The sequence below is a fragment of the Aureimonas ureilytica DSM 18598 = NBRC 106430 genome (assembly GCF_000382705.1).
GTDB classification, from domain to species: Bacteria; Pseudomonadota; Alphaproteobacteria; order Rhizobiales; family Rhizobiaceae; genus Aureimonas; species Aureimonas ureilytica.
Genome location: NZ_ARQE01000002.1, coordinates 357,294 through 382,678, shown reverse-complemented (window position 1 = coordinate 382,678; position 25,385 = coordinate 357,294). Strand labels below are relative to the sequence as shown.

Here is a 25,385-nt window from a genome sequence, read left to right as displayed (position 1 = left end):
CTAGGTCACCAAGCGAATGAAGCCTGGAAAAGGGCAAGCGGAATGGCGAGCCGGGTGACGAGTTGTTCCGGAACGCATCCGGAGCGACGGGCTTGACCTCGATCGGTCGTATCCACGACTCATCAAAAGGATTCACCATGTCGGACCAAGCCATCAAGACGCTCGTCTCCCAGGGTCTCGCCGCGATGAAGGCAGGGGGAAAGGTCGCCGAGAAGGCCACCGCGGACATCCAGCGCGATGCCCGTGACCCGGACCTCAAGGCCGCGCTCGAAGAGGGCAATCGGACGTCCACGGAGTGGAAGCGGCGCATGGAGCGGGCGATCGACGAAATCGGCGGCATCGAGGGGATCGAGAACCAGATCCTCCAGGCGCACTACGACGTCAGCAAGGAGATCCGGGCCAAAGCCGAGGACGACCAATCCCGCGACCTCGGCATCATCGCTGCGGGCCAGATGGCGCTTCATTACTGGATCGCCGCGTTCGGGACGATGGCGAGCTACGCCTCGCGTGTCGGCATGACCCAACTGGCGCAGGACATGAAGACGTCGGTCGACGAGGCCAAGCAGGCGGACGAAGCCCACAACAAGCTGGCGGCCAAGATCATGCAGAAGGCCGCCTGAGCATTCAGGACCGGGGATGAGCGCCGTCCCCGGTCGCTTCCCGATGGACCCGTCTTCTGTCTGACGAGGCCATCCGATTGGCGGGACCGTTTTGTTCCGTCGTGACGTCGTACGCTTCTGATCGCATGCTTACCCGGTGCCACGACGCAGCCGGGAATTCGTCCTGGCAGTATGTTACCAAGGCTGCGTCGGCAACTCTGGCCCTACCCGGCAACCGTTCCGCCGCAACTCATGCGAACTGGACGAAGAAATGGAAAACGAGCTTCGGTCGGAGCTTTGCAAGCGGATCCTAGCGACCCTTCGGCATCGGAGGGCCGAACCCGGTCGGCACGTACCGGAGAGTGCTTTTGCATCGCTCGGTACGAGCCGCGGTCCGATCAGGTCCGCGCTCGAGGAACTGGCCAGGGGCGGGGTCCTTGAGCATCGTCCCAACCGCGGCTACTTCGTGCTGGATATCTTGGCCGCCGCGACCGACGCGCTTGAGCCGGGGCGGGAGGAGCAAATCTACCGATCCATCGGCGACGACCGTCTCGACGGTGGCCTGGGTGAGACGGCGACGGTCAGTTAGATCGTCCGCCGCTACGGCGTCACCAAGCCTCTCGCGCTGCGTGTCCTCGGGCGCATGGAACGTGAGGGCTGGGCCGAACGCCGCGCCGGGCGCGGCTGGAGCCTCGCAGCGATCGGGGACAAGACGGAGGCTTGTCGCGAGATCCTCGAGGCGCACAGAACGATCGAACCCGCGGGCATCCTCTCTGCGGGGTTCAAGGTGGACAAACCGACCCTCCGCGCATGTCGGGCGCGGCACAGCCTCGTCCTGGACCGGGGCCTTATCACCATGGACCGCGCGGAAGTCTCGTCGAACCTGACAGACTTCCACGTCAAGGTCATGGCGATGTCGGGCAATCGGTTCTACGTGCAGACCCTTCAGCGACTCATCAGCCTGCGTAGCCTGGCCGACTGTGGCCACCGCGAGGACCGGGGCCGGGACGAGATCCGATGCCTGCAACACGTGGGCATCCTCGACGCCCTGCTGGACGACGATCGGAGGAGGGCGGGTGAACTCATGCGGTCCCACTTGGAGCCTGTCCCGGCAGGCCGTCCTTCGGCGGATTGACGGCCCCCGGTGGATCTAGGTCGCCGCGTGATGGCGCGGATCACGCTGCGACGCGGCGGAACCCGGGGAGCTCGGTCGACCGCGCATCGACGTGGACGTGATGCAACCTCGTCGGAGCAGACCGAGCGTCAGGCCGTTCGAGTGGTATGCCGCCTAGCCTAGGACCGCATCGGAAGATTCCGACGTTGGGTCGCAAACGCCGCCAAGCTGCATGGCTCCCGAGCGCAGCGGTTGGCTATAGTGGGTCGAAAGCCGATGGAGAGCTTGCAGGCGCATCCGCTTTCACAGGGCTGACTAACTCGAAGAGGTGGAAAGGCGACCGCCCCCTTCCGCTGGCAAAAGGCTATAGCTGCCGTCGCATTCGTCAGAAGGGGTTTCGGTGCTGTCTCGGTTCGTCTGGCGACCACGGGACGTTTTGCGCAACCTGGTCGAAGCGCTAGACGTCGTTCCCTACGTCATGGTCCTCGCCTACCCGTTCGCCTTCTTCGCGTGGATGACGGGTCTCATCGGTGAGCCTCCTCCCGGGGCGAAGGCCGAGGATACGTGGTGGTTCGTTGGCTTCCTCGTGGCGCTTCTGTACCTACCGAGCTTGCTGGTTTGTGCCCTCACCGAGCGTTGGGCGCGGAAGCACGGTCGCTCGCGTCTGCTGCTGATCACCCGCACCGCCCGATGGGTGCACTTCCTGGTGACTTTCGGACCGATCGTCTTTTTGATCCTCGTGATCATGCTGCCACCGCGATGGCAGCCCATCTGAGGACATGAGCGAAGGACCGAGAAGGGTGGAGAGGCGACGGTCCGCTTCGCGCCATCGGGAGATCGAAGCTGCCGTCAGAGCAGCGGCTTCGTCGTCGCTCATGCGGGCCGACAGGTGCCGAAGCCGTTCGTACCGCTCGCGGTCGTAAGGGTCGCGGGTGAAGGTCAGTCCGGTCTGGGCCAGTGCCTGCAACTCGCGTGCCCATTCCAGCCATTCGGGGTCGGTCGGTCTCAACGGGATGCCTCGCTCTGTCTTCGGCCATTGTGAACGGCGAAGGCGACGTGTTCAGGCCAGGGGTTGCGTCCGTCCCGCAGCCATTCCAGAGACCGCAGCCAGAAGCTGTCGGCGTAGCGATCGTGGAACAGGGCGAAGTGCCCGACGGCGTCGCGACCGAAGTCGGACGGGTCCAGCAGCACCATCGTCCGGTCCGCCCCCTCGTAGTACGAGAGCGTTCGATGGACGGCCGCGACCGTTCCGAGTTCGTCGTCCGATATGACGACGGCGAGGATCGGTGCCCTAACGGCCTCCATGCCAGCCAGAACGCGCTCCCGCTCCGCGACGGGATGGTTCCGTTCAAAGGAAGCGCGCCGGCAGGCCCATTCGAGCGCGACGCCCTTCGGCAGATCCTCCAGCCAGCCCAGACGACGCCCCGGGAAGTAGCCGCAGGCGACCGCGAGGGCGGGCATGACGACATGCCACTTCCAGATCAAGCGCCGCCGCCGAGCGGGGGCGTAGTCGCCGTGCCATGCGTACTGCGCGCCGACCGTGAGCATCCGGTCGATGCGCGAGGCACCCTTCGCGAGGCCGGGAAGAAAGCCGCCGACGCTATGCCCGACGACGGCCAGCGGCAGCGCACTATGCGCCTGAATCATCGTCGCGAGCGCGGCTTCGAAGTCCTTCTGTCCCCAGTCTCGCCATCTGTAGCCGCACCTGCGAAGGCGTTCGGGACGCGACAGGCCGATGCCGCGGTAGTCGTAGGTCAGCACGACGAAGCCATGGCTGGCGAGGAAACGGGCGTATCGATGGTAGTAGCGCGACAGGACGCCTGTCGCGCAGTTGACGATGACCTGTCCGATCAGCGGCCCTGTCGTCGGTGTCCAGAGGTCTCCGCCCAGACACACGCCGTCCTCGCAGCGCATCTCGATCCGGCGCGGGCCGTCGACCGCGCGTGGCGCGTCGGTCGGGGAAGCGTCGCTCACCATCAGAACAGAGGCCGTGATGCCATCTCCAGCCCAAGGAGGAGCAAGAAGACCAGAAACACGCGGCGGAAGACGAGCGGGCTGATCCGGGTTCGAATGACCTGACCGACCTGCATCCCGATGAGGGCCGGAATGACCGCGAGGACGGAGGCAAGCCAGCCGTCGCTCGCGATCCCGCCGTTCCAGCCGAGGCCGACGGCAAGGGCGATCGTCGAGACCGTGAAGGACAGGCCGAGCGCCTGAACCAGATCGTCCTTATCGAGCCCAAGGGACTGAAGGTAGGGAACGGCGGGAATGACGAAGACCCCCGTTCCCCCCGTCACGATCCCCGTGACGAAGCCGACGACGGGCGAGGCGAGTCGCTCCAGCCGCTCGGGGACACGAAGCGGCCGGGCAAGTAGCGTGTAGGCCGCGTAGACGACGAGCGCGACGCCGAGCGCCGTCGTCGTGGTCCGCGTGTCGCCTCCGGTCAGCAGCGCCGAACCGAGGACCGTCGCGACGACGATCGTCAGCATCATCGGCCAGAGGCGGCGGACCAGCGCCCCGAAGCGGGGGCCGGCCAGAAGCTGCCAGACGTTGGTCACGAAGGAGGGCGCAAGCAGCAGCGAAGCCGCAGCGAGCGGGGACAGGAAGGCGCCGAGCACGCCCATGGCGACGGTCGGCAGTCCCATGCCGGTGACGCCCTTGACGATCCCGGCGGCGAAGAAGGTCGCCGTGATGGCGGCAAGAAGGGGAAGGTTCTGTTCCATCCCGCCATTCCACCGATCGGGCGCGCGTTTGCAATTCGGAAGTGGCGGCAGCACCCTTCGGCTGTTCCGAAACCTCAGCCCGTGCCACGTTGCGTCATGCGCTTCGATCTGCCCGACCTTCGCCTGTTCCTTGCCGTCGTGGATGCCGGCAGCATCACGCACGGAGCCGGCGCGGCGAACCTGTCGCTTGCGGCGGCCAGCGAACGGCTGCGGGACATGGAGGTCGCGTCCGGCGTGCCTCTGCTCCTGCGCAACCGGCGAGGCGTCGTACCGACTCGGGCGGGCGACACGCTCGCCCACCATGCCCGTCTCGTCCTGCGGCAGGTCGGCGCGATGCAGGCCGAGCTGTCCGACCATGCGAGGGGGTTCAGGGGGTCGGTCCGCGTGCTGGCGAACTCGGCTGCGATCGTCGGGCTGCTGCCGGAGCGTCTCGGTCCCTTTCTGGCTCGGCACCCCGGGACGGATATCGACCTGGCGGAACGCCCGAGCCCCGACATCGTGAAGGCAGTGGCGGGTGGGCTGGCCGAGATCGGAATCGTGTCGGATGCAGTCGACACAAGCGGCCTGGAGACCTCACCGTTCGCGATTGATCGGCTGGTTCTCGTGGTGGCACGCGATCACTCGCTCGCCGGGGCCGGCCGCGTTGCGTTCGCTGAGGTCGCCGCGGAGCCGATGATCGGGTTCGATGGCGCCCTCCAGGTGCAGCTTCGGGACCAGGCCGAGCGCATCGGCGTGCGTCTGCGTCCCCGCGTGCTCCTTCGCACCTTCGACGGCGTCGCCCGCATGGTCGCCGACGGGGCCGGGATCGCCGTCATGCCCGAGTTTGCCGCCCGTCGAGCCCGGCGCTCCATGCCAGTGGCCAGCCTGCGGCTGACGGACCCGTGGGCGACGCGTCGCCTCCTTCTCTGCACTCGAACGACAGACGGCTTAGATCCCCTAGCCGTGAGCCTCGTCCATCACTTGGCATCAGCCGCGGGTTCCGCTTGAGCATTCGAGACGAATGCGACGGATGACCGTCCACTTTCGGGCAGGATTGAGGATGACGCAAACGGCTTGTTGGGGTCGAAACCGGATGGACCGCTTCTTGACGCCAGCTTCCCCGGCTCCGATCGCCTCGGCCAGGTGGAAAGCGCTCTGTCTCCTATGGGGGTACGCTCTATCAAAGGAGCCGTTCGTCGCACCTTAGGACAACGTCGCCGAAGCGGCCTTACGCACTGCCTCGGTCAGGAGCGCAAGCGACGCGGCCGGCAGGCGGGCCACCGTCCAGTGCAGGATGACGTCGAGCCTTGAACCGGGGACCAGTTCGACAAGCCGTCCGGCCGCGAGGTGAGGTTCGGCCAACGCTGTCGGTTGCATGCCCCAGGCGAGGCCGGCGATCGCCAAGTCGAGGAATCCGTGCGTCGACGCAACGGTGTAGGTCGGAGCGTCAAACTCGACGCCGAACGTGTCCCTGACCCAGCGCACCTGAAGCCCGTCCCGACGGTCGAACCGCAGGCACGGTGCCGCACCCAGCGCCTCTGGTGTCATGCCCCCTTCGAAGAAGCGCGTCGCGAAGTCCGGGCTGGCGCAGGCCGCGTAGCCCAAGGCACCGAGCCGGAACGTCCGGCACCCCTGCACGGCGCGCGGGTCGGCAGTGACGGCCGCGAGGACCTCGCCCGAACGCAGGCGATCTGCGGTGTGCGCCTCGTCGTCGAGCGTCAGATCGAGCGGGACGCCCGTTTCGATCCCGAACGCCGCCACCGCCGCCGGAAACCAGGTCGCCAGACTGTCCGAGTTCACCGCTACCTTCAGCGGGATGCGCGACGGTCCCGACTCCATCCCCTGGGGAAGGTCGGGCGCGAGTTCCGCCTCCATGAGCCTCACCCGGTCGAGATGGGCACAAAGGGTCCGGCCGAGCTCGGTCGGCTGGCATGGCTGGCCGCGCACGACGAGGATGGTGCCCAGCCGCTCCTCCAGACCCCGGACGCGTTGCGAGATGGCCGACGGCGTGATGCCGAGCGCCGCCGCTGCGCGCTCGAACGATCCCTCGCGGATCACGGCGGCCACGGCATGGAGAGCGGGGTAGTCCAGCATGGATGAAGGTATGCTTCAGGCGGTTTAGAAGAACAAGTTTTACTTCTCCGCAGACAAGCGGCATCACGGTGCCCATGACCACTTTCCTCCCCGCCTTCCTGTCGGGCTTCGCCCTGTCGGCCGCCCTCATCATGGCCATCGGCGCCCAGAACCTCTTCGTCCTGCGACAGGGGCTGCGGGGCGAGCATGTCGGCCCGATCGTGCTCTTCTTCGGCCTCTCCGACGCCATGTTGATCCTGGCCGGCGTCGGCGGCATGGGCGCGTTCCTGGCGGCGGCCCCGCAGTTGACGACTGTCCTGGCGCTGGGCGGGGCGGCGTTCCTCGCCTGGTACGGAATCGCCGCGTTCCGCCGCATGGCCTCGCCCTCGGCGATGACGGCGGCGGCGGGCGGCGGCCTGTCTCTCGGCCGCGCCATGGCGACGGGCGCCGCGTTCACCTTCCTGAACCCGCACGTCTACCTCGACACGGTCCTGCTCATGGGAACGGCAGGTTCGGCGCAGCCGGAGGACCTGCGACCCTTCTTCGTCCTCGGTGCAGCATCGGCGAGCTTCACCTGGTTCGCCGCCCTCGGCTACGGCGCCCGCCTCCTCCAGCCCGTCTTCACGCGGCCGGCCGCATGGCGCATCCTGGACGCCGTCGTCGGCGTCGTGATGCTGTCGCTGGCCGCCTCGCTCCTCCTGGGCGCCCTGAACCAAGCCGGGTGATCCGTCCATGAACCTCCACGACCTCCTGCTCGTCTACACCGCCTACGTCGTCGCCGTCGCGAGCCCGGGTCCGAGCAACATGGCGATCATGAACACGGCCATGCGCCACGGCCGCCCGGCCGCCCTCGCCATGGCGGCGGGCGTCGTCACCATGTCGACGGTGTGGGGAACGGTTGCCGCCACCGGCGTCTCGACCCTCCTCGCTAACTATGCCAGCGCCCTGACCGTCCTGAGGGTGGGCGGCGGGCTCTACCTCCTGTGGCTCGCGTGGAAAGCCGCGCGGTCGGCTGCCACGCCCGACGGGCGCATCGTGGCGACCGGGGACACCACGCCGGATGCATGGAGCTGCTACCGCCGCGGCGTGCTGATGCATGTCGGCAATCCGAAGGCCGTTCTCGCCTGGCTCTCGATCATGTCGCTGGGGGTGAGCCCCGACGCGACCCCGGCCACCGTGGCGGTCGCCGTGGCGGGCTGCGTCGCTCTCGGCGTGGTGATCTTCGCGGGCTACGCCCTCCTGTTCTCGACGGCCCCGATGGTGCGGGCCTACACCCGTGCCCGGCGCTGGTTCGAGGGCATGCTCGCCCTCTTCTTCGCCGGGGCCGGCATCCGCCTGCTCCTTTCCCGATAATTCGTCCGCACGGAGACCACGATGCCGGACCCATCACCGTTCCACGGCCTCTCGGCCTTCCCGATCACGCCTGCGGACCAAGCCGGCCGCGTCGATCGCGAGACGCTGGCCCGCCTGGTCGAGCGACTCTGCGAAGCCGGCGTCGACTCGATCGGGCTCCTCGGCTCGACGGGCACCTACGCCTACCTCACGCGGGAAGAACGCCGCCGCGCGGTGGGGGCGGCCGTGGAATGCGCGCGTGGCCGCGTGCCCGTGGTCGTCGGGATCGGCGCCCTCCGGACCGACGAGGCGCAGGCCCTCGCCCGGGACGCCGAGGTCGCGGGGGCGGACGCGCTCCTGATGGCGCCGATGTCCTACACGCCCCTGACGCAGGACGAGGCGTTCGAGCACTACCGGGCGGTGACCGGCGTCTCCGGCCTGCCGCTCTGCGTCTACAACAACCCCGGCACCACCCACTTCACCTTCGGCATCGACCTCCTCGAACGGCTGTCCCGGCTTCCGACGGTTCGGGCGGTCAAGATGCCGCTTCCCGCCGACGGGGACGTCGCCGCCGAGCTGTCGGTCCTGCACGGCCGGATCGACCTCGCGATCGGCTACAGCGGCGACTGGGGGACCGCGGACGCGCTCCTCGCGGGCGCCGACGCCTTCTACAGCGTCCTTGGCGGCACGTTGCCGCGTCCGGTGGTGGAGCTCGTCCGTGCCGCCCGGACGGGCGACGCCGTGGAGGCCCGCCGGATCGACGCTTCGCTGGCCCCGCTATGGGACACGTTCAAGGCCCACGGGAGCGTCCGCGTCATGTACGTCCTCCTGGAGACGCTCGGCATCGCGACGGTCGCGCCGCCCTTGCCGATACAGCCGCTCGGGCCGGCGGCCAGGGAGAGGATCGCCGACGCCCTCGCGGGACTCGAAGGCCGATCCTGACGGGTCCGACGTTTCATCCGGCCGCGTGGCCACAAAGCTTGGTGGGATAGGAGAAGTGCCTTGCGCCTCATCGGGATGCTCGACTCCCCGTACGTTCGCCGTGTCGCGATCTCCATCCACGCGATGGGGATGCCCTTCGAGCACGACAACTGGTCGGTGTTCGGCGACTTCGAAAGGTTCGCTGCCGTCAATCCTGCCGTGAAGGCGCCGACGCTCGTCACCGACGACGGGACCGTCCTTCAGGACTCGACGCTGATCCTCGACTACCTCGAGCGGATCGCGCCCGCCGAAAGGCGCCTGATGCCGGAGGAACCGGAGGCGTTCCTCGCATCCCAGCGCCTGCTGGGGCTGGCGCTCGCCGCATGCGAGAAGAGCGTCCAGCTCGTCTACGAACGGCGCCTGCGTCCACCCGAGAAGCAGCACCAGCCTTGGATCGACCGCGTCCGAGGCCAGCTATGCTCGGCGCTCGAGGTGCTCGAGTCGGAGTTTGCCAACCGTTCGGGCTGGCGCTTCGGAAACCGCCCCATGCAGGCCGACATCACCGCAGCCGTCGCCTGGGCCTTCGCCCGGACATTCCTGGACAGCGACTTTCCGGCCGGCAGGTACCCGGCCCTCCATTCGCTGTCGGGACGAGCCGAAGCAACGCCGGAGTTCATCGCAGCGCCGTTGGCCTGAGCGGCGTCGATTCCGCGCGTACCAACCATGGCGAACCTTCCGGATGCCTGAGGACAAGTCGTCGGTCTCCGGCGTTCCCCGTCCCGATGCGCCTCCGCATCGCGTCAAAGGGTCGAGAGCTTCAGCCCGACGATGCCGGCGAGGATGAGCGCGGCGCTTCCCACGCGCAGGGCAGTGGCCGGCTCGCCCAGAACGAGGATGCCGACGCCAAACGCACCGAGCGCGCCGATGCCCGTCCAGATCGCGTACGCTGTTCCGAGCGGCAGCGTCCGCATGGCGACCGACAAAAGGCCGAAGCTGACGATCATGAAGGCGATGGTCACGAGGGTGGGGGTGAGCTTCGAGAAGCCGTCCGACTGCTTCATCGAGAACGCCCAGACGATCTCGAAAATGCCCGCGAGAACGAGGTAGAGCCAAGCCATAGATCACTCCTGTGCCGGGTCGTCCCAGCTCGATGGGGATGGTGGCGAGGTCGTCCTCTTCACCTGACATGGGACCGAGACCGCCCGGCTTCAATGGCTCTGGTGCAGGGCGTCGTCGATGTGCATCTCTCCCTGACGGGACATGGACCCCGTTCCCGTTTTGCGTGAAGCTCGCTGGCACGAATCACCACCAGACCCGGGCACGCCCTTCGCCGTGGGGTGTCCGAAGGGATCAGAACATGAAGCTTCCGTTCGCCGCCGACGAGTACCAGCGGCGCCTCCGGGCGATCCGGCAGGAAATGGCGCGCCGGGACATCGAGCTCCTCGTCCTCAACGACATCGCGAACCAGCACTACGTCACCGGCTATGACGGCTGGTCCTTCTACACGCCGCAGGTCGTCCTCGTGCCGGCCGAGGACGCCGAGCCCGTCTGGATCGGGCGTGCCATGGACGCGGCCGGCGGGCGCCTCACCGCTTGGATGCGTCCAGAGAACGTCGTCGGCTATCCCGAACCCCTGGTGCAGCGGCCGGACCGCCACCCGATGGACTGGATCGGCGAGTGGATCGTCGCGAAGGGCTGGGGCCGCCGGCGCATCGGCATCGAGCTCGAGGCCTACTTCTACTCGCCCAAGGCCCATGCCCGCCTCCTTGCTGCCCTGCCGGAGGCGACGATCCTAGACGCCGACCTCCTGGTGAACTGGATCCGCGCGGTGAAGACCGCGCCGGAGATCGCCTACCTGCGCAACGGCGCGCGCCTCGCCGAGGCGGCCGTCACGGCGGCCTACGAGGTGATCGAGCCGGGCGTGCGCGAATGCGACGCGATCGCCCGCATCCAGGCGGCGCAGGTCGCCGGCAGCCCGGACTTCGCGGGCGACATCACCGCCCTGCCGCCGACGATCCTGGGCGGCGAGAACGCCTCCGCCCCGCACATCATGTGGAGCGACCGCCGCTTCGGGCGCGACGAGACGGTGGCCCTCGAACTCGCCGGCGTGTGTCGACGCTACGCGGCGGGCTTGGCACGCACGCTCCAGCTTGGCCGGCCCTCGCCGAAGGTGGTCGACACGGGCAAGGCCGTCATCGAGGGCATGGACGCGGTCCTGGGGGCGATACGGCCGGGTGTCCTCGCCCAGGACGTCGAGGCTGCCTGGCGGCAGGTCATCGGCCGCTACGGGCTGACGAAGGAGTCGCGCATCGGCTACTCGATCGGCGTCGCCTATCCGCCCGACTGGGGCGAGCACACGATCAGCCTGCGCCCAGGCGACGAGACAGTGCTCCAGCCCGGCAACGTCCTCCACTCGATCCTCGGCATGTGGATGGACGGCTGGGGCATCGAGGTCAGCGAGACGATCCTCGTGACGGAGAACGGCTGCGAGACGCTGACGAACTTCCCGCGGGACATCCATGTCAAGAATTGACGCGGCGGCGCTTGTCGGACGCATGGTGGAGATCCGCCGCCACCTGCATCGCCATCCCGAGCTTTCCAACGAGGAGCGGGAGACGCAGGCCTATCTGCGTGGCGTGCTGGAGGCGGAGGGCTTCGAAGTGGTCCGGGATGCCGCCGGCCACGGCCTGGTCGTCGACATCGTCGGCGAAGGCGAGCCGAGCGGGCGCAAGGTCGCGATCCGGGCCGACATCGACGCCCTGCCGATCGAGGAGGCATCTGGCGTCGCGTTCGCGTCCGTCCGTCCCGGCGTCATGCATGCCTGCGGACACGACGCCCACGCAGCGATGGCGGTCGGTGCGGCGCTGCTCCTGCGCAACCGCCGGTCCGAGTTCGGCGGGACGGCGCGCATTATTTTCCAACCCGCCGAGGAGGCCGAGCCCTTGGGAGGTCGCCGCGTCGTCGCGGAAGGGCTGCTGGACGACGTCGACGCGGCCATCGGTATCCACGTCGACCCCTACGCGCCGACCAGAACCGTGTGCGTCGGGAGCGGCCCCTACACGCTCGCCTGCGACACCTTCGACATCGCCGTGCTGGGACGCTCGGCGCACGCGGCGAGGCCCGCCGACGGCGTCGACGCGATCGCGGTTGCGTGCTCCATGGTGTCCGAGCTCCAGAAGATCGTGTCGCGGGAGATCGACCCCTTCGACCCGCTGGTCGTGTCCGTCACGGCGATCAAGGCGGGCGGTGCCTACAACGTCGTCGCCGATCGCGCGGCGCTGCGCGGCACGATCCGGTACGGCCACCAGGCGACCCGCGAGCACGCGTGGGCGCGGCTGCGGGCGATCCTCGCCGGGCTGGCGGCGGCGCACAGGGCGGATGTCGAGATCGACATCCACGAGGGCGAGCCGCCCGTCGTCAACGACGCCGGGATGGCGGGGCTGGTCATCGAGAGCGTGACGCGGCAGTTCGGGCCGGACGCGCTCGTCCACGCGCCGGGGTGGACGGCGGCCGACGACTTCGGCTTCTACAGCGAGCGCGTCCCGTCCGTGTACTTCCGCCTCGGCATCCGGAACGAGGCCGAGGGCTCGGTCCACCCGCTCCACCATCCGGCATTCCGCGTCGACGAGGCGGCCATGCCGATGGGGGCCGCGACGCTCTGCGACGTGGCCCAGCGCTTCCTCGCGCGGTCCTGACCGGGAGCGACGGAAGGCGATGGCGCGGGCATACGACCGACTGGACGCGCGGATCATGGAGATGATCCAAGCCAACAACCGCCTGACCTCCGAGGAGATCGGGCGCGAGGTCGGGCTGTCGTCAACGGCCGTCCAGCGCAGGATGAAGAAGCTGCGGGAGAGCGGGATCGTCGAGGCCGACGTCTCGATAATTTCCCCCAAGGCCGTGGGGCGGCCCGTGTCGATGCTGGTCCTCGTCTCGCTGGAGCGAGAGCGCGCGGACATCATCGACCGCTTCAAGCGGACGCTCCGTTCGACCCGCGAGGTGATGAGCGATTTTTACGTGACGGGAGAGGCCGATTTCGTGATCATGGTCACCGCGAGGGACATGGAGGACTACGAGCGGTTCACGCGACGCTTCTTCTACGAGAACCCCGACATCAAGGGCTTCAAGACCCTTGTGGTCATGGACCGGGTCAAGGTCGGCTTCGCCATCCCGATCGAGGAGCCGGATCCGAACGTATGAGTTCGCCACCGTAGGCTTAACCCATCGCGTACGCGCTTCGGAGGCATTCGCGGGAAGCCGTGGCGTACGCAGGAATCCTGCGTCATGTGACGCGCCTTTGCAGTGAAGCTGCGCCAAGCTCTAGATGATCGAAGCGGTCCTGCGCGCCGCCACCCATATCCTGCGCCCGAACGATGGCTTTGGGAGTATCTCCGATGCGAGGGATGGCGATCGCGGCGCTCGAGCGGCTCGAGCGGCCCGACCTGGTCGAGGGCCGCGCCTTCATCGACGGGACGTGGCGGTCGGCGGGCCGGGTGACCGGCGTCGTCGATCCGGCGACGGGTGAGCAGTTCGCCCAGGTCGCCGCCTGCGGCGAAGCCGACGTCGACGCGGCCGTGCGGTCGGGCAAGAAGGCCTTCGAGGGTTGGCGGGATGTCCTGCCTGGCGAGCGCGGGGCGATCCTGCGGGCCTGGGCCGCCCTCATGCGCCGTCATGCCGGCGACCTGGCGATCCTCATGACCGCCGAGCAGGGCAAGCCCTTGGCGGAAGCCCGGGGCGAGATCGGCTATGGCGCGGCGTTTCTCGACTGGTTCGCCGCCGAGGGGGAAAGGGCCTATGGCGAGACGATCCCGAGCCACCTGCGGGGCAGCCGCCTCTCGGTCCAGATGCAGCCCGTCGGCGTGACGGTCGCGATCACCCCCTGGAACTTCCCGTCCGCGATGATCACCCGCAAGGCGGGCGCCGCGCTCGCGGCCGGCTGCCCCATGATCGTCAAGCCCGCTCCCGAGACACCGCTCTCGGCCCTTGCCCTGGCTAAGCTGGCCGCCGAGGCGGGCGTGCCGGACGGCGTCTTCCAGGTCGTCACGGGCGATGCGCCGCCACTGTCCCGGCGCCTGCTCGAGCATGCCGACGTGCGTGCCTTCTCGTTCACCGGATCGACCGAGGTCGGCCGCCTTCTCCTGAGGCAGTCGGCCGACACCGTGAAGAAGGCCTCGCTTGAACTCGGCGGGCACGCGCCGTTCATCGCCTTCGACGACGCGCCCCTCGACGCCGTCGTGGCCGGGTGCATGGGCGCCAAGTTCGCGACCTCCGGGCAGGACTGCCTCGCCGCCAACCGCATCTACGTCAAGCGCGGGATCCACGATCGCTTCGTTGAGGCGTTCGCGGCCGCGACGCGGTCCCTGAGGGTGGGGCACGGCCTCGCGGATGGCACGCAGATCGGGCCGATGACCCGTGCGTCCGTCGCCGCCAAGTGCCGGGAGCACGTCTCCCAGGCGCTGTCCGCAGGGGCGCGCCTCGTGGCGGGCGGGCAGGACAGTCCCCTCGGCGGCAACTTCGTCGAGCCGACCGTGCTCGTGGGCGTCACCGACGACATGCTGATCGCCCACGAGGAGACCTTCGGTCCCGTCGCCGCCATCCTCGCCTTCGACGACGAGCGGGAGGTGACGGAGCGGGCCAACGCCACCGAGATGGGGCTTGCCGCTTACGTCTACACGCAGGACCTGTCGCGGGCGATGCGGCTCACCGACCGGCTCGAGTACGGGATGGTGGCGGTCAACACCCCGAAGTTCACGGGCGCCCCGATCCCCTTCGGCGGGTGGAAGCAGTCCGGTCTCGGCCGGGAAGGGTCCCGGCACGGCCTCTCCGAATACCTGGAGCCCAAGTACGTGTGCTTCGGCAACCTGGCAGCCTGAAGGATGGAAACGATGACGATGAATGTCGCGCGCATCGGCGAACTCGACCGCGGCGCCGTACTGCACCCGTTCACGCAGCTCGACGACTACGCCCACGGCAGGATGGGCGAGCCCACGATCGTCGAGACGGGCATGGGCGTCCGGATCGTCGACGCGAAGGGGGCGGAGCTAATCGACGGCTTCGCCGGCCTCTACTGCGTCAACATCGGCTATGGCCGCACGGAAGTCGCCGAGGCCATCTCGCGCCAGGCGCACCGGCTTGCCTACTACCACACCTACGCCGCGCACACGACGGACGAGCTCGCGATCCTGTCCGACCGCCTCGTCCGCATGGCACCGGGCCGGATGAGCAAGGTGTTCTACGGCATGTCCGGCTCGGACGCCAACGAGACGCAGGCCAAGCTCGTCTGGTACTACAACAACCTGCGGGGCAAGCCCGGGAAGAAGAAGATCATCTCGCGCCAGCGCGGCTACCACGGCTGCACGGTCGTCTCCGGCTCGATGACGGGGATGAGCTTCTACCACGACCACATGGACCTGCCCGTACCCCAGGTGCTCCACACGGGGGTGCCGCACCATTACTGGGGCGCCGAGCCCGGCGAGACAGAGCTCGAGTTCTCGAAGCGCCGGGCCGCCGAACTCGATGAGATGATCCGCCGCGAGGGTCCCGAGACGGTCGGCGCCTTCATCGGCGAGCCCGTCCTGGGCACGGGCGGGATCACGCCGCCGCCGGAAGGCTACTGGGAGGCCATCCAAGCCGTGCTGCGCGAGCACGACGTCCTCCTCATCGCCGACGAGGTCATCACGGGGTTCGGGCGCACCGGCTCGCTGTTCGGCTGCCAGCACTACGGGATCGAGCCCGACCTCGTCACCGTCGCCAAGGGGCTGACATCGGGATACTTTCCGCTGTCCGCCGCGATCGTGGGCGAGAGGGTCTATAAGGTGATCGAGGAGGGCGCCGCGCGCGTCGGCGCGTTCTCGCACGGCTACACCTATTCCGGCCACCCGATCGGGGCCGCGGCGGCGAACGCGGTCCTCGACATCGTCGAGAAAGAGGACCTGGCCGGCAGGTCACGGGAGGTCGGCGGGTACTTCCAGGAGCGGATGCGCGCGACCTTCGCACAGCTCCCGATCGTCGGTGAGGTCCGAGGGGTCGGCCTCATGGGGGCGATCGAGTTCGTGAGGGATCGCGAAGGAAAGGTCCGCTTCGACGCGGGGCTCAAGGTCGGCGCGCGTGTGTCCAAGGCCGCCCGTGAGCGCGGGCTCATCGCGCGCGCCATGCCGCACGGCGACATCCTGGGCTTCGCGCCGCCGCTGGTCGTCTCGCGCGGGGAGGTCGACGACATCGTCGCGATCGCCGAGGCAGCCGTTCGCTCCGTCATGGACGAGCTGGTGCGCGAGGGCCAAGCGGTCTGACAGCCATGCGCCACGGGCCTTCGGCAGGTGGGTAGCCCCCACTGGACACGTCGGCCCTTCGGAAGTCTAACCGGGGAAAGCGCCCTTTCGGCGCGCGTCGATCCTGGAACCTGACCGGAGCCATCATGGGCCCTCACGAACGACCGTCCAGCCTTTCGCCTGAGTTGGTCAGACGGATATGCGCGGCCGTCGACGAGCGGTTCGACGAGCAGGTGGCCTTCCTGTCCGATCTCGTCCGCCACGTGTCCCTCCGCGGGCGCGAGGAGGCCGTGCAGGACATGGTGGAGGGTTCGCTGCGCGCGCGCGGGTATGACATCGACCGCTTCCCGGTCGACGGCGCCCTGGTCGGCATCCATCCAGCCTTTTCCTGGGCCGCCGAGGAGCACCTGCGGGGAACCAACATCGTGGCGACGATGAAGGGCCGCGGCGGGGGCGGGCGGTCGCTTGCCCTGAACGCGCACGTCGACGTCGTCCCGGCGGGCGTCGAGGATCGCTGGTCGAGTCCGCCCTTCGAACCGGTCGTCAGGGACGGCTGGATGCACGGGCGCGGAAGCGCCGACATGAAGGCGGGCCTCAGCGCCAACGTCTTCGCCCTCGATGCGCTTCAGGCGGCCGGGGTTTCGTTGCGCGGCGACGTCCAGGTGCATTCCGTCGTGGAGGAGGAGACGACGGGGAACGGCGCCGCCAGCGTTCTGGCGCGTGGCTACAGGGCGGATGCCTTCCTGTGCCCCGAGCCGACCGACGAGCGGCTGGTGCGGGCAAACAGCGGCATCGCCAAGTTCGCGCTCGAGGTTTCGGGCATCCCGACCCATCCCCAGGAGCCAGGCAAGGGACGCAGCGCCATCGACCTCGCCGTCCGCCTGATGGCGCGGCTGCGCGAGCTGGAGGCCCGCTGGATCGCAGAGCGGCTCGACAAGCCGCACTTCGCGGCCATCCCCAACCCGGTCTCGCTGACCTTCGGGACGATCTCGGGCGGCGAATGGCAGGCCTCAGTGGCGAGCGCGTGCCGCATTAAGGGTCGGATCGGCTTCTACCCGGGAGACGACCCGAGACGGCGGACGCGGGAGTTCGAGGACTGCGTGGCGAGCACCACAGGGGACGACCCCGCGTTCGCGGGCGCGCCGTCACCCACCGTTCACTGGAACGGCTCGGTTCATGCCGGCTACGAGCTCGAGCCGGGAACGGCCGCAGAGGCGGTTCTCTCGTCGGCCCACGCCGCGGCTCGCGAAGGGGCGGACGGTCTCCGGTCCTCGCCGATGCCCTGCTACCTGGACGCGGCCGTGTTCGCGGTGCATGGCGGGATGACCACGCTCGTCTACGGACCCGTCGGCGAGAGGATCCACGGCATCGACGAGCGCGTCGACCTCGCGTCCCTGCGGCGGGTCACGAAGACGATCGCGCTCTTCGCCGCGGGATGGTGTGGGATCGACGTGTAAACCTCGGAAGGAACGGGATCGTGAGGGTGTCCGCTTACAAGCACCTCGATCGATCCCGCTGAACGTCCTAATGAGGTCAGAAGCGGATGGACCGCTCTTGGGCGTTTGCTTCCCCAGGCAACAATGACCGGAGAGGGTGAATTGCCGTCGGTCTGCTTCTGGGCCGATCGCTTCGAAAGCGGACATTCCGAACAACCTAATGCATGCTTGGCCCATGCTCGATGGCTGACGGCCCGCATGGAGTGGCGGACCCGCAACCGCATCCTTCATCCTGAGTCCCTCAACGGGGCCATGAGCTTCGTTAGGAACAACCCAGCACGTTGAGGAGCCGAGGTGAGCGGACGTGGCGTCGATCGCGTGTTGGACATGCTCGAGTGGTTCGGGGTGGCTTCCGAGGCAGCAACCCTGTCCGATGTCGCTGCGGCCATGTGCATGCCGAAGTCGAGCGCGCTCCTGATGCTCCGGGTTCTCGTCGACCGTGGCTACGTTGAGAGGCATGGGGACGGCCGTTACGGCCTACTCCACCTGCCGGGGGAGCAATCCCTCTGTACGGGCAGGCATGAAGCCTTCGGTGCGCTGGCAACTCCCATCCTTGACGAGGCCGTGCTCGCCGCGGGGGAGACAGGCATTCTCGCCGTCGCCGACGGACACAACGTCCGCTTCCTCTGCAAGCGCCTGCCCAGGCAACAGATCCTCTACGATCCGGTCATCGGGGCAACGCCGCGGTTCCACGAAGATGCCTGCGGCATTGCGATCCTGGCGGCCGGCACCCCCGCCGCGGTCGCCGAGTACGTTGCGTCCGCCCGGCTGACCGAGACCGAGGCCGATGCCCTCGAAGCGGGCGTGACCGAGGCTCGCGAGGACGGCTACGTCCTCCAGAACTCGCGCGAGATCGACGGCGTGGCATGTGTTGCCGTCGCCGTCCCCGACGCCACGGGAGCGCCGTTCGCGGCGATCAAGCTGGCCGGCCCGACCGGGCGCCTCGTCGCCAACCTCGACCGGGTGAGCGACGCCGCCAGGCATGCGGCGAGAACGATCGGTGAACTGGTCGCACGCCGCAGGATCGGACCCCGGCAGGGGCCTGAGCTCACGCCGCCCGGCGGGCCGACGCTCGGACGCGGAGGTAGGCCAACGGAGGCGCCCCGAACGCCCGCCTGAACATGGTCGTGAAGGCGGCCGGGTTGTCGTAACCCAGTTCGCCCGCCACGGACGTCACCGACGCTCCGGCGACGAGCTTCGTCATCGCGGACATCAGGCATGCCTGCTGCCGCCATGCGGCGAAGCTGAGACCCGTCTGCGCCCGGAACAGGCGGGTGAAGGTACGGCGGCTCATGGCGAGCCCAGCGCACCAGTCGTCGATTGTCTCGCTGATCGACGGCTTTGAGATGAAGGCCTGGCAGCGGGCCGCCAAGGCTTCATGCGACGGGTACGGCAGGGACAGCGGCAGCGCCGGCATGCACGCCACCTCGTGGAGGATCAGACTCATCAACGCCCCGTCGCGACCTCCGAGGTCGTACTCCAGGGGGCAGTCGAGCGCCTCGGCCATCAGGGTCCGCATGAACGTCGACAGGCCGACGACCTGACACGTCGAGGGCATGTCGGGGACGGCATCCGCCTCGATGTAGAGGCTTTGCATCTCCACGGCCCCGATCATGCGGACGTTGTGGACGGTGCCGGGTGGAATCCACATGCCCCGTTCCGGCGGCATCAGCCATGCGCCCTCCGGCGTCGTGAGCAGGATGACGCCCTCGCTGGCCGTCATGAGCTGCCCGCGTCGGTGCTCGTGCGGCTCGATGTAGTGCGCGGACGGGTATCGCTTGGCGATGGCCACGATCGCGCGCTGGGTGTCGTCGACGGTGTTGATGTGGATCTCGCGCATTCTGGCCCACTCGCGAAGCCCGGAGGCCCACGTCGAGTGGCGGGCCAACTTTGGTTCTTCTATCCCGTGGACTTCCGGATGCGCAACTCCGCGCGTCCAAGCACAGGATACGGAGGCTCGGGGCGATGAGTCAGACCGCGACGATCAACCCGGCACCGAGCACGACGGTCGTCTCCGTCCTCGGGGCGGCCAGCCTCTGCCACCTCCTGAACGACCTGATGCAGGCGCTTCTTCCGGCGACCTACCCGATCTTCCAGGACGAGTTCGGCCTGTCGTTCGCCCAGGTCGGCCTGCTGACCTTCGTCTACCAGATCACCGCTTCGCTGTTTCAGCCGTTCATCGGCCTCTACACCGATCGCCACCCCCTGCCGTACTCGCTCCCCGTCGGCATGGCCTCGTCGCTCGCCGGGCTTCTGACGCTGGCCTATGCGCCGAACTTCACCGTGCTCCTCGTCGGCGGCATCCTGCTGGGCCTCGGCTCGGCCATCTTCCATCCAGAGTCGTCGCGCATCGCGCGATTGGCATCCGGCGGACGCCACGGCCTGGCTCAGTCCGTCTTCCAGGTCGGCGGCAATTTCGGCTCCGCCCTCGGGCCGCTCGCCGCCGCCTTCATCGTCCTGCCCCGGGGACAGACGGGCTTGGCCTGGTTCGCCCTGGCGGCTCTCACGGGCATCGCGATCCTGACGGCGCTCGGTCGGTGGTACGAACGGAACGGCCACGCGAAGAAGCCGTCCAGCACAGCACCGGCCCGGCATCCCAACCTGTCCCGCGGACAGGTGTCGAAGGCAATGACGATCCTCATCGCGCTCCTGTTCTCCAAATACATCTACCTCGCGTCGTTCACGAGCTACTACATCTTCTTCATGATGGAGCGGTTCGGCCTGTCGACCCAGACGGCGCAGGTCTACCAGTTCGTCTTCTTCGCGGCCGTCGCGGCGGGAACCGTGGCGGGCGGACCGATCGGCGACAGGCTGGGACGCAAGGTCGTCATCTGGGTGTCCATCCTCGGCGTCCTCCCGTTCACCCTGCTGCTCCCCTACGCCGGGCTGACGCTGACGGCCGTCCTGTCGGTGGTGATCGGCTTCGTCATGTCGTCGGCCTTCCCGGCCATCGTGGTCTACGGTCAGGAACTGATGCCGGGACGGGTCGGCATGGTGTCGGGCCTGTTCTTCGGGTTCATCTTCGGCATCGGGGGCATCGGTGCCGCGCTCCTCGGCATCCTTGCCGACCACACCAGCATCGCCTTCGTGTTCCGGGTCTGCGCGTTCCTGCCGATCATCGGCGTTCTCGCGGCCTTCCTGCCGAGCACGCGGGAGCTGAAGGCGGCCTGAGCGGTGCCCCTGCCACACGCCGACCGCCCCGAACCACCCCACGTCGACGGAAGCGCCCGCCACGGACATGGAACACTCGAACTCGCTCGTCCTGATCGTCGTCGCGACCTTCGTTGCGGCCGGCCTCGTCAAGGGCGTTACTGGCATGGGCCTGCCGACGGTGGCCATGGGCATCCTCGGCGGCCTGCTGTCCCCGGTGGTCGCGGCGAGCCTGCTGATCGCCCCGACGCTCGTGACGAACGTCTGGCAGTTCGCGTCGGGGAGCGGGAAGCGGGCGATCCTCGCACGCCTGTGGCCGATGACGGCGGCGACCTTCCTCGGCACGTTCGCCGGATCGTTCTTCCTCACGTCGGGGAACTCGCAGGCGACGACAGCGGCACTCGGAACGGTCCTCGTCGGCTATGCCGTCTACATGTTACTCGCCCGGCCGATGTCCGTGCCGGCACGCTGGCAGCCCGTCCTGTCGCCGACCATGGGCCTGCTGACAGGGCTCATCGGCGGGGCGACGGGGATCAGCGTCGTCCCGGTCGCTCCCTACCTCCAGGCACTGGGCATGGACCGCGACGACCTCATCCAGGCGCTGGGACTGTCGTTCACGGCGTCGACCGTGGCCCTCGGGCTGGCCCTGGCGTTCCACGGCGCTTTCCCGGCCGCGAACCTCCTGACCTCCGCCTTTGCCATCGCTCCCGCGCTGGCAGGGATGTGGCTCGGGCAGCGGCTGCTGACGCGCATCAGCCCGCGCGTGTTCCGGCGCATGTTCCTGGTCTGGCTGCTGCTCCTCGGGAGCGAGATGCTCCTGCGGCCGCTCTTGTGACCCGCACCAAGATCGGCAGGCTTTGGTTCTGCGCTGCGGACTGGGAAGACCCATGTTGACCCGCGACCGTGCATCTCCCCCGACGGGGAGCGTACAGCCGAACCTCTACCTCGAGGTCGGTCTGCTCGTCGTCCTGTCGCTCCTGTGGGGAAACTCGTTCGCGCTCATCAAGGTGGCGCTCGGCAGCCTCCCGCCCCTGACCATCACCGCCTTGCGGGTGGTGCTGGCATCCGTTCTCCTGATCGCCTTCATGCGGTGCCGTGGCCTCTCCCTGCCACGAGATCCGGCGGTCTGGGGCGCCTTCTTCGTGCAGGGGCTGCTCCAGAGTGCCCTGCCGTTCACGTTCATCGGCTGGGGCGAGCAGCACATCGACAGCGGCCTCGCCGGGGTCCTCAACGCGACGACGCCGATGATCGTGGTCCTCATCGCCCTCGCGACCGGACACGGCCGGGCCCGGATCACCCGGCGGAAGATCGCGGGCGTGGCGCTGGGCCTCGGCGGCGTCGTCGCGACGATCGGGATCGGATCCCTTCGCAGCCTCGAGACTGCTGCTCCGTTGGCGCAGGCCGCCATCCTCGCGGCCAGCTTCTGCTACGCCTTGGCGCCCATGTGGGGGCAACGGTTCGTCGGGCTTCCTCCTGTCGTCGTGGCCGCCGGGGCGATGATCGCCGCGTCCCTGCTGATGGTGCCGCCGGCGCTTCTGGTGGACAGGCCCTGGACGCTTGCCCCGACATGGGAGGCAACGGCCTCGGTCCTGGTGCTCGGGACCCTGTGCACCGCGGTTGCCATGATGATCTACTTCCGCCTGATCCATACGCTCGGGCCACTCGGCACGACCAGCGGCGGCTACCTGCGCGCCGGGATCGCGGTCGCGTCCGGCGTGCTGGTCCTTGGCGAGATCTTCACGGCGTCGGCGGTCGTCGGCATGGTCCTGATTGTGGTCGGGGTCGTTGCCATCACGCTGCCGTCCGGGCGGGATCGCTTGCAGGCGCGTCAGCAGACCTGAATGGAAAGGGCACTCGGATGGTCGAAACGTTCTTCATTGAGCGCCAGCAGACGCCGATCGGGCACTTGGTCCTCCTCACTAATGCCGACGACCGCCTCCGCATAGCGGACTGGATCGACTACGAGGATCGCATGCACCGCCTCCTCGCGCTCCAGTACGGCCCCGTCACGCTTCGCGAACGGACAGGCAGGTCCGCAGCCCACCGCGCATTCGAGGCCTACTTCGCGGGCGAGGTCGGTGCCCTCGTGTCGCTTCCTGTGCGCATGAACGGGACGCCGTTCCAGTGCACGGTCTGGAATGAACTGCTCCGGATCCCGGTAGGGACGACCATCACCTATGGCGAGCTCGCACGGCGCATCGGTCGCCCGACCGCCTTTCGTGCGGTCGGGTCCGCGAACAGCCTGAACCCGATCAACATCGCCGTTCCCTGTCATCGCGTCGTCGGCGCAAACGCGTCCTTGACGGGGTACGGGAGCGGCCTGTCGCGCAAGCAATGGCTCCTCGACCACGAGGCTGGGCGTCCGACGCTGTTCGGCTGAGGCGGCGATCATCCTCTACGGCCGCTTTCGGGCAGAATGCCGAAAACACTCAACGGCGATGATGGGTCGAAAGCCGGCGCTAGTCCTGATTGAACTCCGCAGGTAGTTCACCGTAGCGGGCGAGCACCACGGGATCCTCGACGACTTCGCCCGTGTCCGTGTCGATCGTCTGCTGGAGCGCGACGACGCCGGCCGTGCGGGCGGCGTCGCGCTCGGCCCGACCCTGCGCTTCGGCGGCCGTCTTGAACTCCATCTGCCGCCCGGATACGAGACGTTTGCCGCTCCGTTCGAACTGCTGAACGATGAACAGCGTCTTCTCGGGCACGAGCATCTCCGGCGGCTGGTTTCGAGGTCCGCAACCTAGCCTAGTTCGGGACCTAGTTCGCGCCCTGTCCGTTGTCCGAGCGCTCCGGTCGTTTTCTACGCGGCGGCCACCCTTCACGCTGGGCATCCCGGTGACCGTCGGCATCCTCCGTCTGGTCGTGGAACAGCATGACCTGCGTGGCATAGGGGATGTCGATGCCCTTCGCGTCGAGCGCAGTCTTCACCCCCTCCAGCACCTCGCCCTGCACTTTCACGAGGTTGAACCCCTTGGACGGCGTCCACCAGCGGACCCGGAGGTTCACGCTGGAGGCGGCAAGGTCGAACACGATCACCTCGGGCGCCGGGTCCGAGACGATGGCCTCGACCTTGGCGATCGCCTTTAGGATAGCGGCGCGGGCTTCGGCAATGCCGTCACCGTAGCCGATCCCGATGTCGTACTGCGAGCGCCGCAGGGGGCGCGCTGTGTTGACGGTGACGGAGCTCGAATAGACGCTGGCGTTCGGGATGATGACCCGGCGCCCGTCTAACAGAATGATGATCGTCGCCCGCGTCTCGATTCACTCGACAGTGCCTTCGAACCCATCGACGATGATCTGGTCGCCGACCTCGAACGGGCGCTGTATCAGGATCAGGAGCCCCGCCAGCCAGTTCTGGAGGATGTCCTTGAAGGCAAAGCCGATCGCGACCGACCCGATGCCGAGGCCGGCGAGGAGGTCGCCCGGGTTGAGGGACGGGATGACAATGGTGAGCGCGAGAAGCGTGCCGAACAGGAGCACCAGCAACTTGAGGAACGAGCCGAGCACGGCGCCGAGGTTCGCCCGCGCGTGCTTGTCCGCCCAGGCCCGGAACGAGCGTTCGATACCCCAGCCGATGCCGAAGGCGATCGCGAACACCACCAGCGCCACGACGATGTTGGGCAGGAGTTGCTGGAAGCCGACGACCCAGGTCTCGATCTTCGACAGGACGAAGGCGGGGTCGACGCGCACGGCCTGCTCGACGGTGTCGGGAGCGTTCGCGGCGATGGCGTCGGCGGCGGTACCCGGATCGACGGCCGCGGGTGCCGTTTGGGCGAAGGCTGGGGTCATGCGGGGCTCGTCTTGAAGGGAAGCATGGTGCGGGGCGCCATGTGAAGGGGGACAGATCGCTCGTGCATCGGTGAACTCGACACCCGGAGACCGCAGCCGTCTTCTAGCCGCCGAGCTTCGACAGGGCGAAGGCCGCCAGGAAGCCGAGCACCGTGATCAGCCCGGCATACTCGTGCGTGTCCTCAAAGGCTTCGGGGATCATCGTGTCGACGATCATGGCGAGGATCGCGCCGGCCGCGACGGCGTTGGTCAGCGCCAGTGTGTCCGGGTCGGCACCGGCGAGCGCGAGATTGCCGACGAGGGCGGCAAGGCCCGAAGCGACGGCGATGCCGCCCCAGATGGCGAAGATGTAGGTGGCGGAGCGGCCGGCCTTACGCATGCCGGCGGCGCTCGACAGGCCTTCGGGCACGTTGGACAGGAAGACCGCCGCCACCGTGACGAGGCTCACCGAGTTGCCGCCGAGGAGGCTGGCGCCGATGACGACGGACTCCGGGATGCCGTCGAGCAAGGCGCCGACCGCGATCGCGAGGCCCGACCCTTCCGAGCTGTTCTGCTGGCTCTCGCCGGGGTTCGAGCCCGACCGCTTTCGGTGCCGGGCCCCGCGGCGGCTGATGACGACGTTGGCGATCGTGTAGATCACCGCGCCGCCGATGAACCCGGTGGCGGAGGAATCGAACCCACCCTGGCGATAGGCCTCGTCCATCAGCTCGAAGGCGACGGCCGAGATCAGGACGCCCGACCCGATGGCCATGACGGCGGCGATCAGGCGCTGGGGCAGGGACAGGGTGTAGGCAACAAGGGCGCCGAGGATCAGCGCCGAACCGCCGAGCAAGCCCCAGAGGCCGGCCTGGATGAAGAGTGGCATGAAGGGGACCTAGGCTGCGTGGTGTCAGGTAGGCGCGAATGCCCGTTCGGCACCCGCAACCTTCGTGTCCGGGCGT

The 25,385-nt window shown here is 68.3% G+C and carries 29 protein-coding genes and 1 pseudogene; 20 read left to right on the top strand and 10 right to left on the bottom strand.

Going from position 1 to position 25,385, the window contains the following annotated elements:
- The first annotated feature begins 137 nt into the window (after positions 1-137).
- The 4 genes from B146_RS0105580 (at position 138) to B146_RS29730 (ending at position 2,488) form a co-directional block, all read left to right on the top strand.
- Positions 138-620 (top strand): DUF892 family protein, encoded by a 483-nt coding sequence (locus B146_RS0105580; RefSeq protein WP_019995434.1) that lies wholly within the window; start codon positions 138-140, stop codon positions 618-620.
- Between the two features lie 250 nt (positions 621-870).
- The gene (locus B146_RS30245) at positions 871-1,188 is read left to right on the top strand and encodes a GntR family transcriptional regulator (RefSeq protein WP_019995433.1); all 318 of its coding nucleotides are present in this window, start codon (positions 871-873) and stop codon (positions 1,186-1,188) included.
- A 54-nt stretch (positions 1,189-1,242) separates the two neighbouring features.
- Complete coding sequence (locus B146_RS0105570; protein ID WP_019995432.1) at positions 1,243-1,734, top strand: FCD domain-containing protein; 492 nt, start codon at positions 1,243-1,245, stop codon at positions 1,732-1,734.
- Between the two features lie 415 nt (positions 1,735-2,149).
- Entirely contained in the window at positions 2,150-2,488 is a 339-nt protein-coding gene (locus tag B146_RS29730) for a hypothetical protein (protein WP_019995431.1), read from the top strand.
- A gap of 102 nt (positions 2,489-2,590) precedes the next feature.
- Here the strand turns inward: B146_RS29730 and B146_RS30240 are convergent.
- The 3 genes and pseudogenes from B146_RS30240 to B146_RS0105555 form a co-directional block, all read right to left on the bottom strand.
- Positions 2,591-2,722, bottom strand: a pseudogene (locus tag B146_RS30240) (NUDIX hydrolase N-terminal domain-containing protein); the annotation flags it as partial.
- Positions 2,719-3,690 (bottom strand): alpha/beta hydrolase family protein, encoded by a 972-nt coding sequence (locus tag B146_RS0105560; RefSeq protein WP_019995430.1) that lies wholly within the window; start codon positions 3,688-3,690, stop codon positions 2,719-2,721. The pseudogene B146_RS30240 and the gene B146_RS0105560, both read right to left, overlap by 4 nt.
- Positions 3,690-4,436, bottom strand: a complete 747-nt coding sequence (locus B146_RS0105555; protein WP_019995429.1) for a sulfite exporter TauE/SafE family protein — start codon at positions 4,434-4,436, stop codon at positions 3,690-3,692. The genes B146_RS0105560 and B146_RS0105555 overlap by 1 nt, the downstream gene beginning before the upstream one ends.
- A gap of 96 nt (positions 4,437-4,532) precedes the next feature.
- Here B146_RS0105555 and B146_RS0105550 point away from each other — a divergent pair, with 96 nt between their 5' ends.
- Entirely contained in the window at positions 4,533-5,423 is an 891-nt protein-coding gene (locus B146_RS0105550; RefSeq protein ID WP_019995428.1) for a LysR substrate-binding domain-containing protein, read from the top strand.
- 195 nt (positions 5,424-5,618) lie between these two features.
- Here the strand turns inward: B146_RS0105550 and B146_RS0105545 are convergent, their stop codons facing one another.
- On the bottom strand, positions 5,619-6,509 hold the full coding sequence (locus B146_RS0105545) for a LysR family transcriptional regulator ArgP (protein WP_019995427.1): 891 nt from the start codon (positions 6,507-6,509) through the stop codon (positions 5,619-5,621).
- A gap of 74 nt (positions 6,510-6,583) precedes the next feature.
- Between B146_RS0105545 and B146_RS0105540 the strand changes: the two genes are divergently transcribed.
- Genes B146_RS0105540 through B146_RS0105525 form a run of 4 tightly spaced genes read left to right on the top strand, consistent with a single transcriptional unit; the run spans position 6,584 to position 9,437 of the window.
- Positions 6,584-7,213 (top strand): LysE/ArgO family amino acid transporter, encoded by a 630-nt coding sequence (locus B146_RS0105540; RefSeq protein ID WP_019995426.1) that lies wholly within the window; start codon positions 6,584-6,586, stop codon positions 7,211-7,213.
- A 7-nt stretch (positions 7,214-7,220) separates the two neighbouring features.
- The gene (locus tag B146_RS0105535; RefSeq protein ID WP_019995425.1) at positions 7,221-7,841 is read left to right on the top strand and encodes a LysE family translocator; all 621 of its coding nucleotides are present in this window, start codon (positions 7,221-7,223) and stop codon (positions 7,839-7,841) included.
- Between the two features lie 21 nt (positions 7,842-7,862).
- Positions 7,863-8,762 carry a dihydrodipicolinate synthase family protein gene (locus tag B146_RS0105530; RefSeq protein WP_019995424.1) on the top strand — a complete coding sequence of 300 codons (900 nt, stop codon included), beginning with the start codon at positions 7,863-7,865 and terminating at the stop codon, positions 8,760-8,762.
- A gap of 60 nt (positions 8,763-8,822) precedes the next feature.
- Entirely contained in the window at positions 8,823-9,437 is a 615-nt protein-coding gene (locus B146_RS0105525) for a glutathione S-transferase family protein (RefSeq protein ID WP_019995423.1), read from the top strand.
- A 104-nt stretch (positions 9,438-9,541) separates the two neighbouring features.
- Here B146_RS0105525 and sugE read toward each other — a convergent pair whose 3' ends face one another.
- The gene (gene sugE, locus B146_RS0105520) at positions 9,542-9,859 is read right to left on the bottom strand and encodes a quaternary ammonium compound efflux SMR transporter SugE (protein WP_019995422.1); all 318 of its coding nucleotides are present in this window, start codon (positions 9,857-9,859) and stop codon (positions 9,542-9,544) included.
- Positions 9,860-10,098: 239 nt separating this feature from the next.
- Here sugE and B146_RS0105515 point away from each other — a divergent pair, with 239 nt between their 5' ends.
- From B146_RS0105515 to B146_RS0105485, 7 genes are all read left to right on the top strand, one after another.
- Complete coding sequence (locus B146_RS0105515) at positions 10,099-11,274, top strand: M24 family metallopeptidase (protein WP_019995421.1); 1,176 nt, start codon at positions 10,099-10,101, stop codon at positions 11,272-11,274.
- 22 nt (positions 11,275-11,296) lie between these two features.
- Positions 11,297-12,436 (top strand): M20 metallopeptidase family protein, encoded by a 1,140-nt coding sequence (locus tag B146_RS0105510; RefSeq protein ID WP_019995420.1) that lies wholly within the window; start codon positions 11,297-11,299, stop codon positions 12,434-12,436.
- 19 nt (positions 12,437-12,455) lie between these two features.
- Positions 12,456-12,941, top strand: coding sequence for an Lrp/AsnC family transcriptional regulator (locus B146_RS0105505; RefSeq protein WP_019995419.1), 486 nt, complete (start codon positions 12,456-12,458; stop codon positions 12,939-12,941).
- Between the two features lie 194 nt (positions 12,942-13,135).
- Positions 13,136-14,614: an NAD-dependent succinate-semialdehyde dehydrogenase gene (locus B146_RS0105500; protein ID WP_026358355.1), complete on the top strand. Its 1,479-nt coding sequence runs from the start codon at positions 13,136-13,138 to the stop codon at positions 14,612-14,614.
- A gap of 12 nt (positions 14,615-14,626) precedes the next feature.
- Positions 14,627-16,030 (top strand): aminotransferase, encoded by a 1,404-nt coding sequence (locus B146_RS0105495; RefSeq protein WP_026358354.1) that lies wholly within the window; start codon positions 14,627-14,629, stop codon positions 16,028-16,030.
- Between the two features lie 125 nt (positions 16,031-16,155).
- Entirely contained in the window at positions 16,156-17,466 is a 1,311-nt protein-coding gene (locus B146_RS0105490) for an ArgE/DapE family deacylase (protein WP_040408262.1), read from the top strand.
- A 333-nt stretch (positions 17,467-17,799) separates the two neighbouring features.
- Positions 17,800-18,624 carry an IclR family transcriptional regulator gene (locus tag B146_RS0105485; protein ID WP_155897379.1) on the top strand — a complete coding sequence of 275 codons (825 nt, stop codon included), beginning with the start codon at positions 17,800-17,802 and terminating at the stop codon, positions 18,622-18,624.
- On the opposite strand, the gene B146_RS0105480 is transcribed toward B146_RS0105485, so the two are convergent.
- Positions 18,554-19,345: an AraC family transcriptional regulator gene (locus tag B146_RS0105480; protein WP_040408309.1), complete on the bottom strand. Its 792-nt coding sequence runs from the start codon at positions 19,343-19,345 to the stop codon at positions 18,554-18,556. The genes B146_RS0105485 and B146_RS0105480 overlap by 71 nt on opposite strands.
- 125 nt (positions 19,346-19,470) lie before the next feature.
- Here B146_RS0105480 and B146_RS0105475 point away from each other — a divergent pair, with 125 nt between their 5' ends.
- The 4 genes from B146_RS0105475 to B146_RS0105460 all read left to right on the top strand — a co-directional run bounded on the left by B146_RS0105475 (position 19,471) and on the right by B146_RS0105460 (position 23,035).
- Positions 19,471-20,676 (top strand): MFS transporter, encoded by a 1,206-nt coding sequence (locus tag B146_RS0105475; RefSeq protein WP_019995413.1) that lies wholly within the window; start codon positions 19,471-19,473, stop codon positions 20,674-20,676.
- A gap of 67 nt (positions 20,677-20,743) precedes the next feature.
- Positions 20,744-21,490 carry a sulfite exporter TauE/SafE family protein gene (locus B146_RS0105470; RefSeq protein WP_019995412.1) on the top strand — a complete coding sequence of 249 codons (747 nt, stop codon included), beginning with the start codon at positions 20,744-20,746 and terminating at the stop codon, positions 21,488-21,490.
- Positions 21,491-21,542: 52 nt separating this feature from the next.
- Positions 21,543-22,496 (top strand): DMT family transporter, encoded by a 954-nt coding sequence (locus B146_RS0105465; protein WP_019995411.1) that lies wholly within the window; start codon positions 21,543-21,545, stop codon positions 22,494-22,496.
- A 17-nt stretch (positions 22,497-22,513) separates the two neighbouring features.
- Positions 22,514-23,035: a methylated-DNA--[protein]-cysteine S-methyltransferase gene (locus B146_RS0105460; RefSeq protein ID WP_019995410.1), complete on the top strand. Its 522-nt coding sequence runs from the start codon at positions 22,514-22,516 to the stop codon at positions 23,033-23,035.
- Between the two features lie 79 nt (positions 23,036-23,114).
- Here the strand turns inward: B146_RS0105460 and B146_RS0105455 are convergent, their stop codons facing one another.
- The 4 genes from B146_RS0105455 to B146_RS0105445 form a co-directional block, all read right to left on the bottom strand.
- The gene (locus B146_RS0105455) at positions 23,115-23,366 is read right to left on the bottom strand and encodes a hypothetical protein (RefSeq protein WP_019995409.1); all 252 of its coding nucleotides are present in this window, start codon (positions 23,364-23,366) and stop codon (positions 23,115-23,117) included.
- Between the two features lie 46 nt (positions 23,367-23,412).
- Entirely contained in the window at positions 23,413-23,784 is a 372-nt protein-coding gene (locus B146_RS30235; RefSeq protein WP_409359844.1) for a hypothetical protein, read from the bottom strand.
- 132 nt (positions 23,785-23,916) lie between these two features.
- A complete protein-coding gene (locus tag B146_RS30230) occupies positions 23,917-24,444 on the bottom strand; it encodes a mechanosensitive ion channel family protein (RefSeq protein ID WP_019995407.1) in 528 nt (175 codons plus the stop codon).
- A 103-nt stretch (positions 24,445-24,547) separates the two neighbouring features.
- Complete coding sequence (locus tag B146_RS0105445; protein WP_019995406.1) at positions 24,548-25,309, bottom strand: ZIP family metal transporter; 762 nt, start codon at positions 25,307-25,309, stop codon at positions 24,548-24,550.
- Positions 25,310-25,385: the final 76 nt, after the last annotated feature.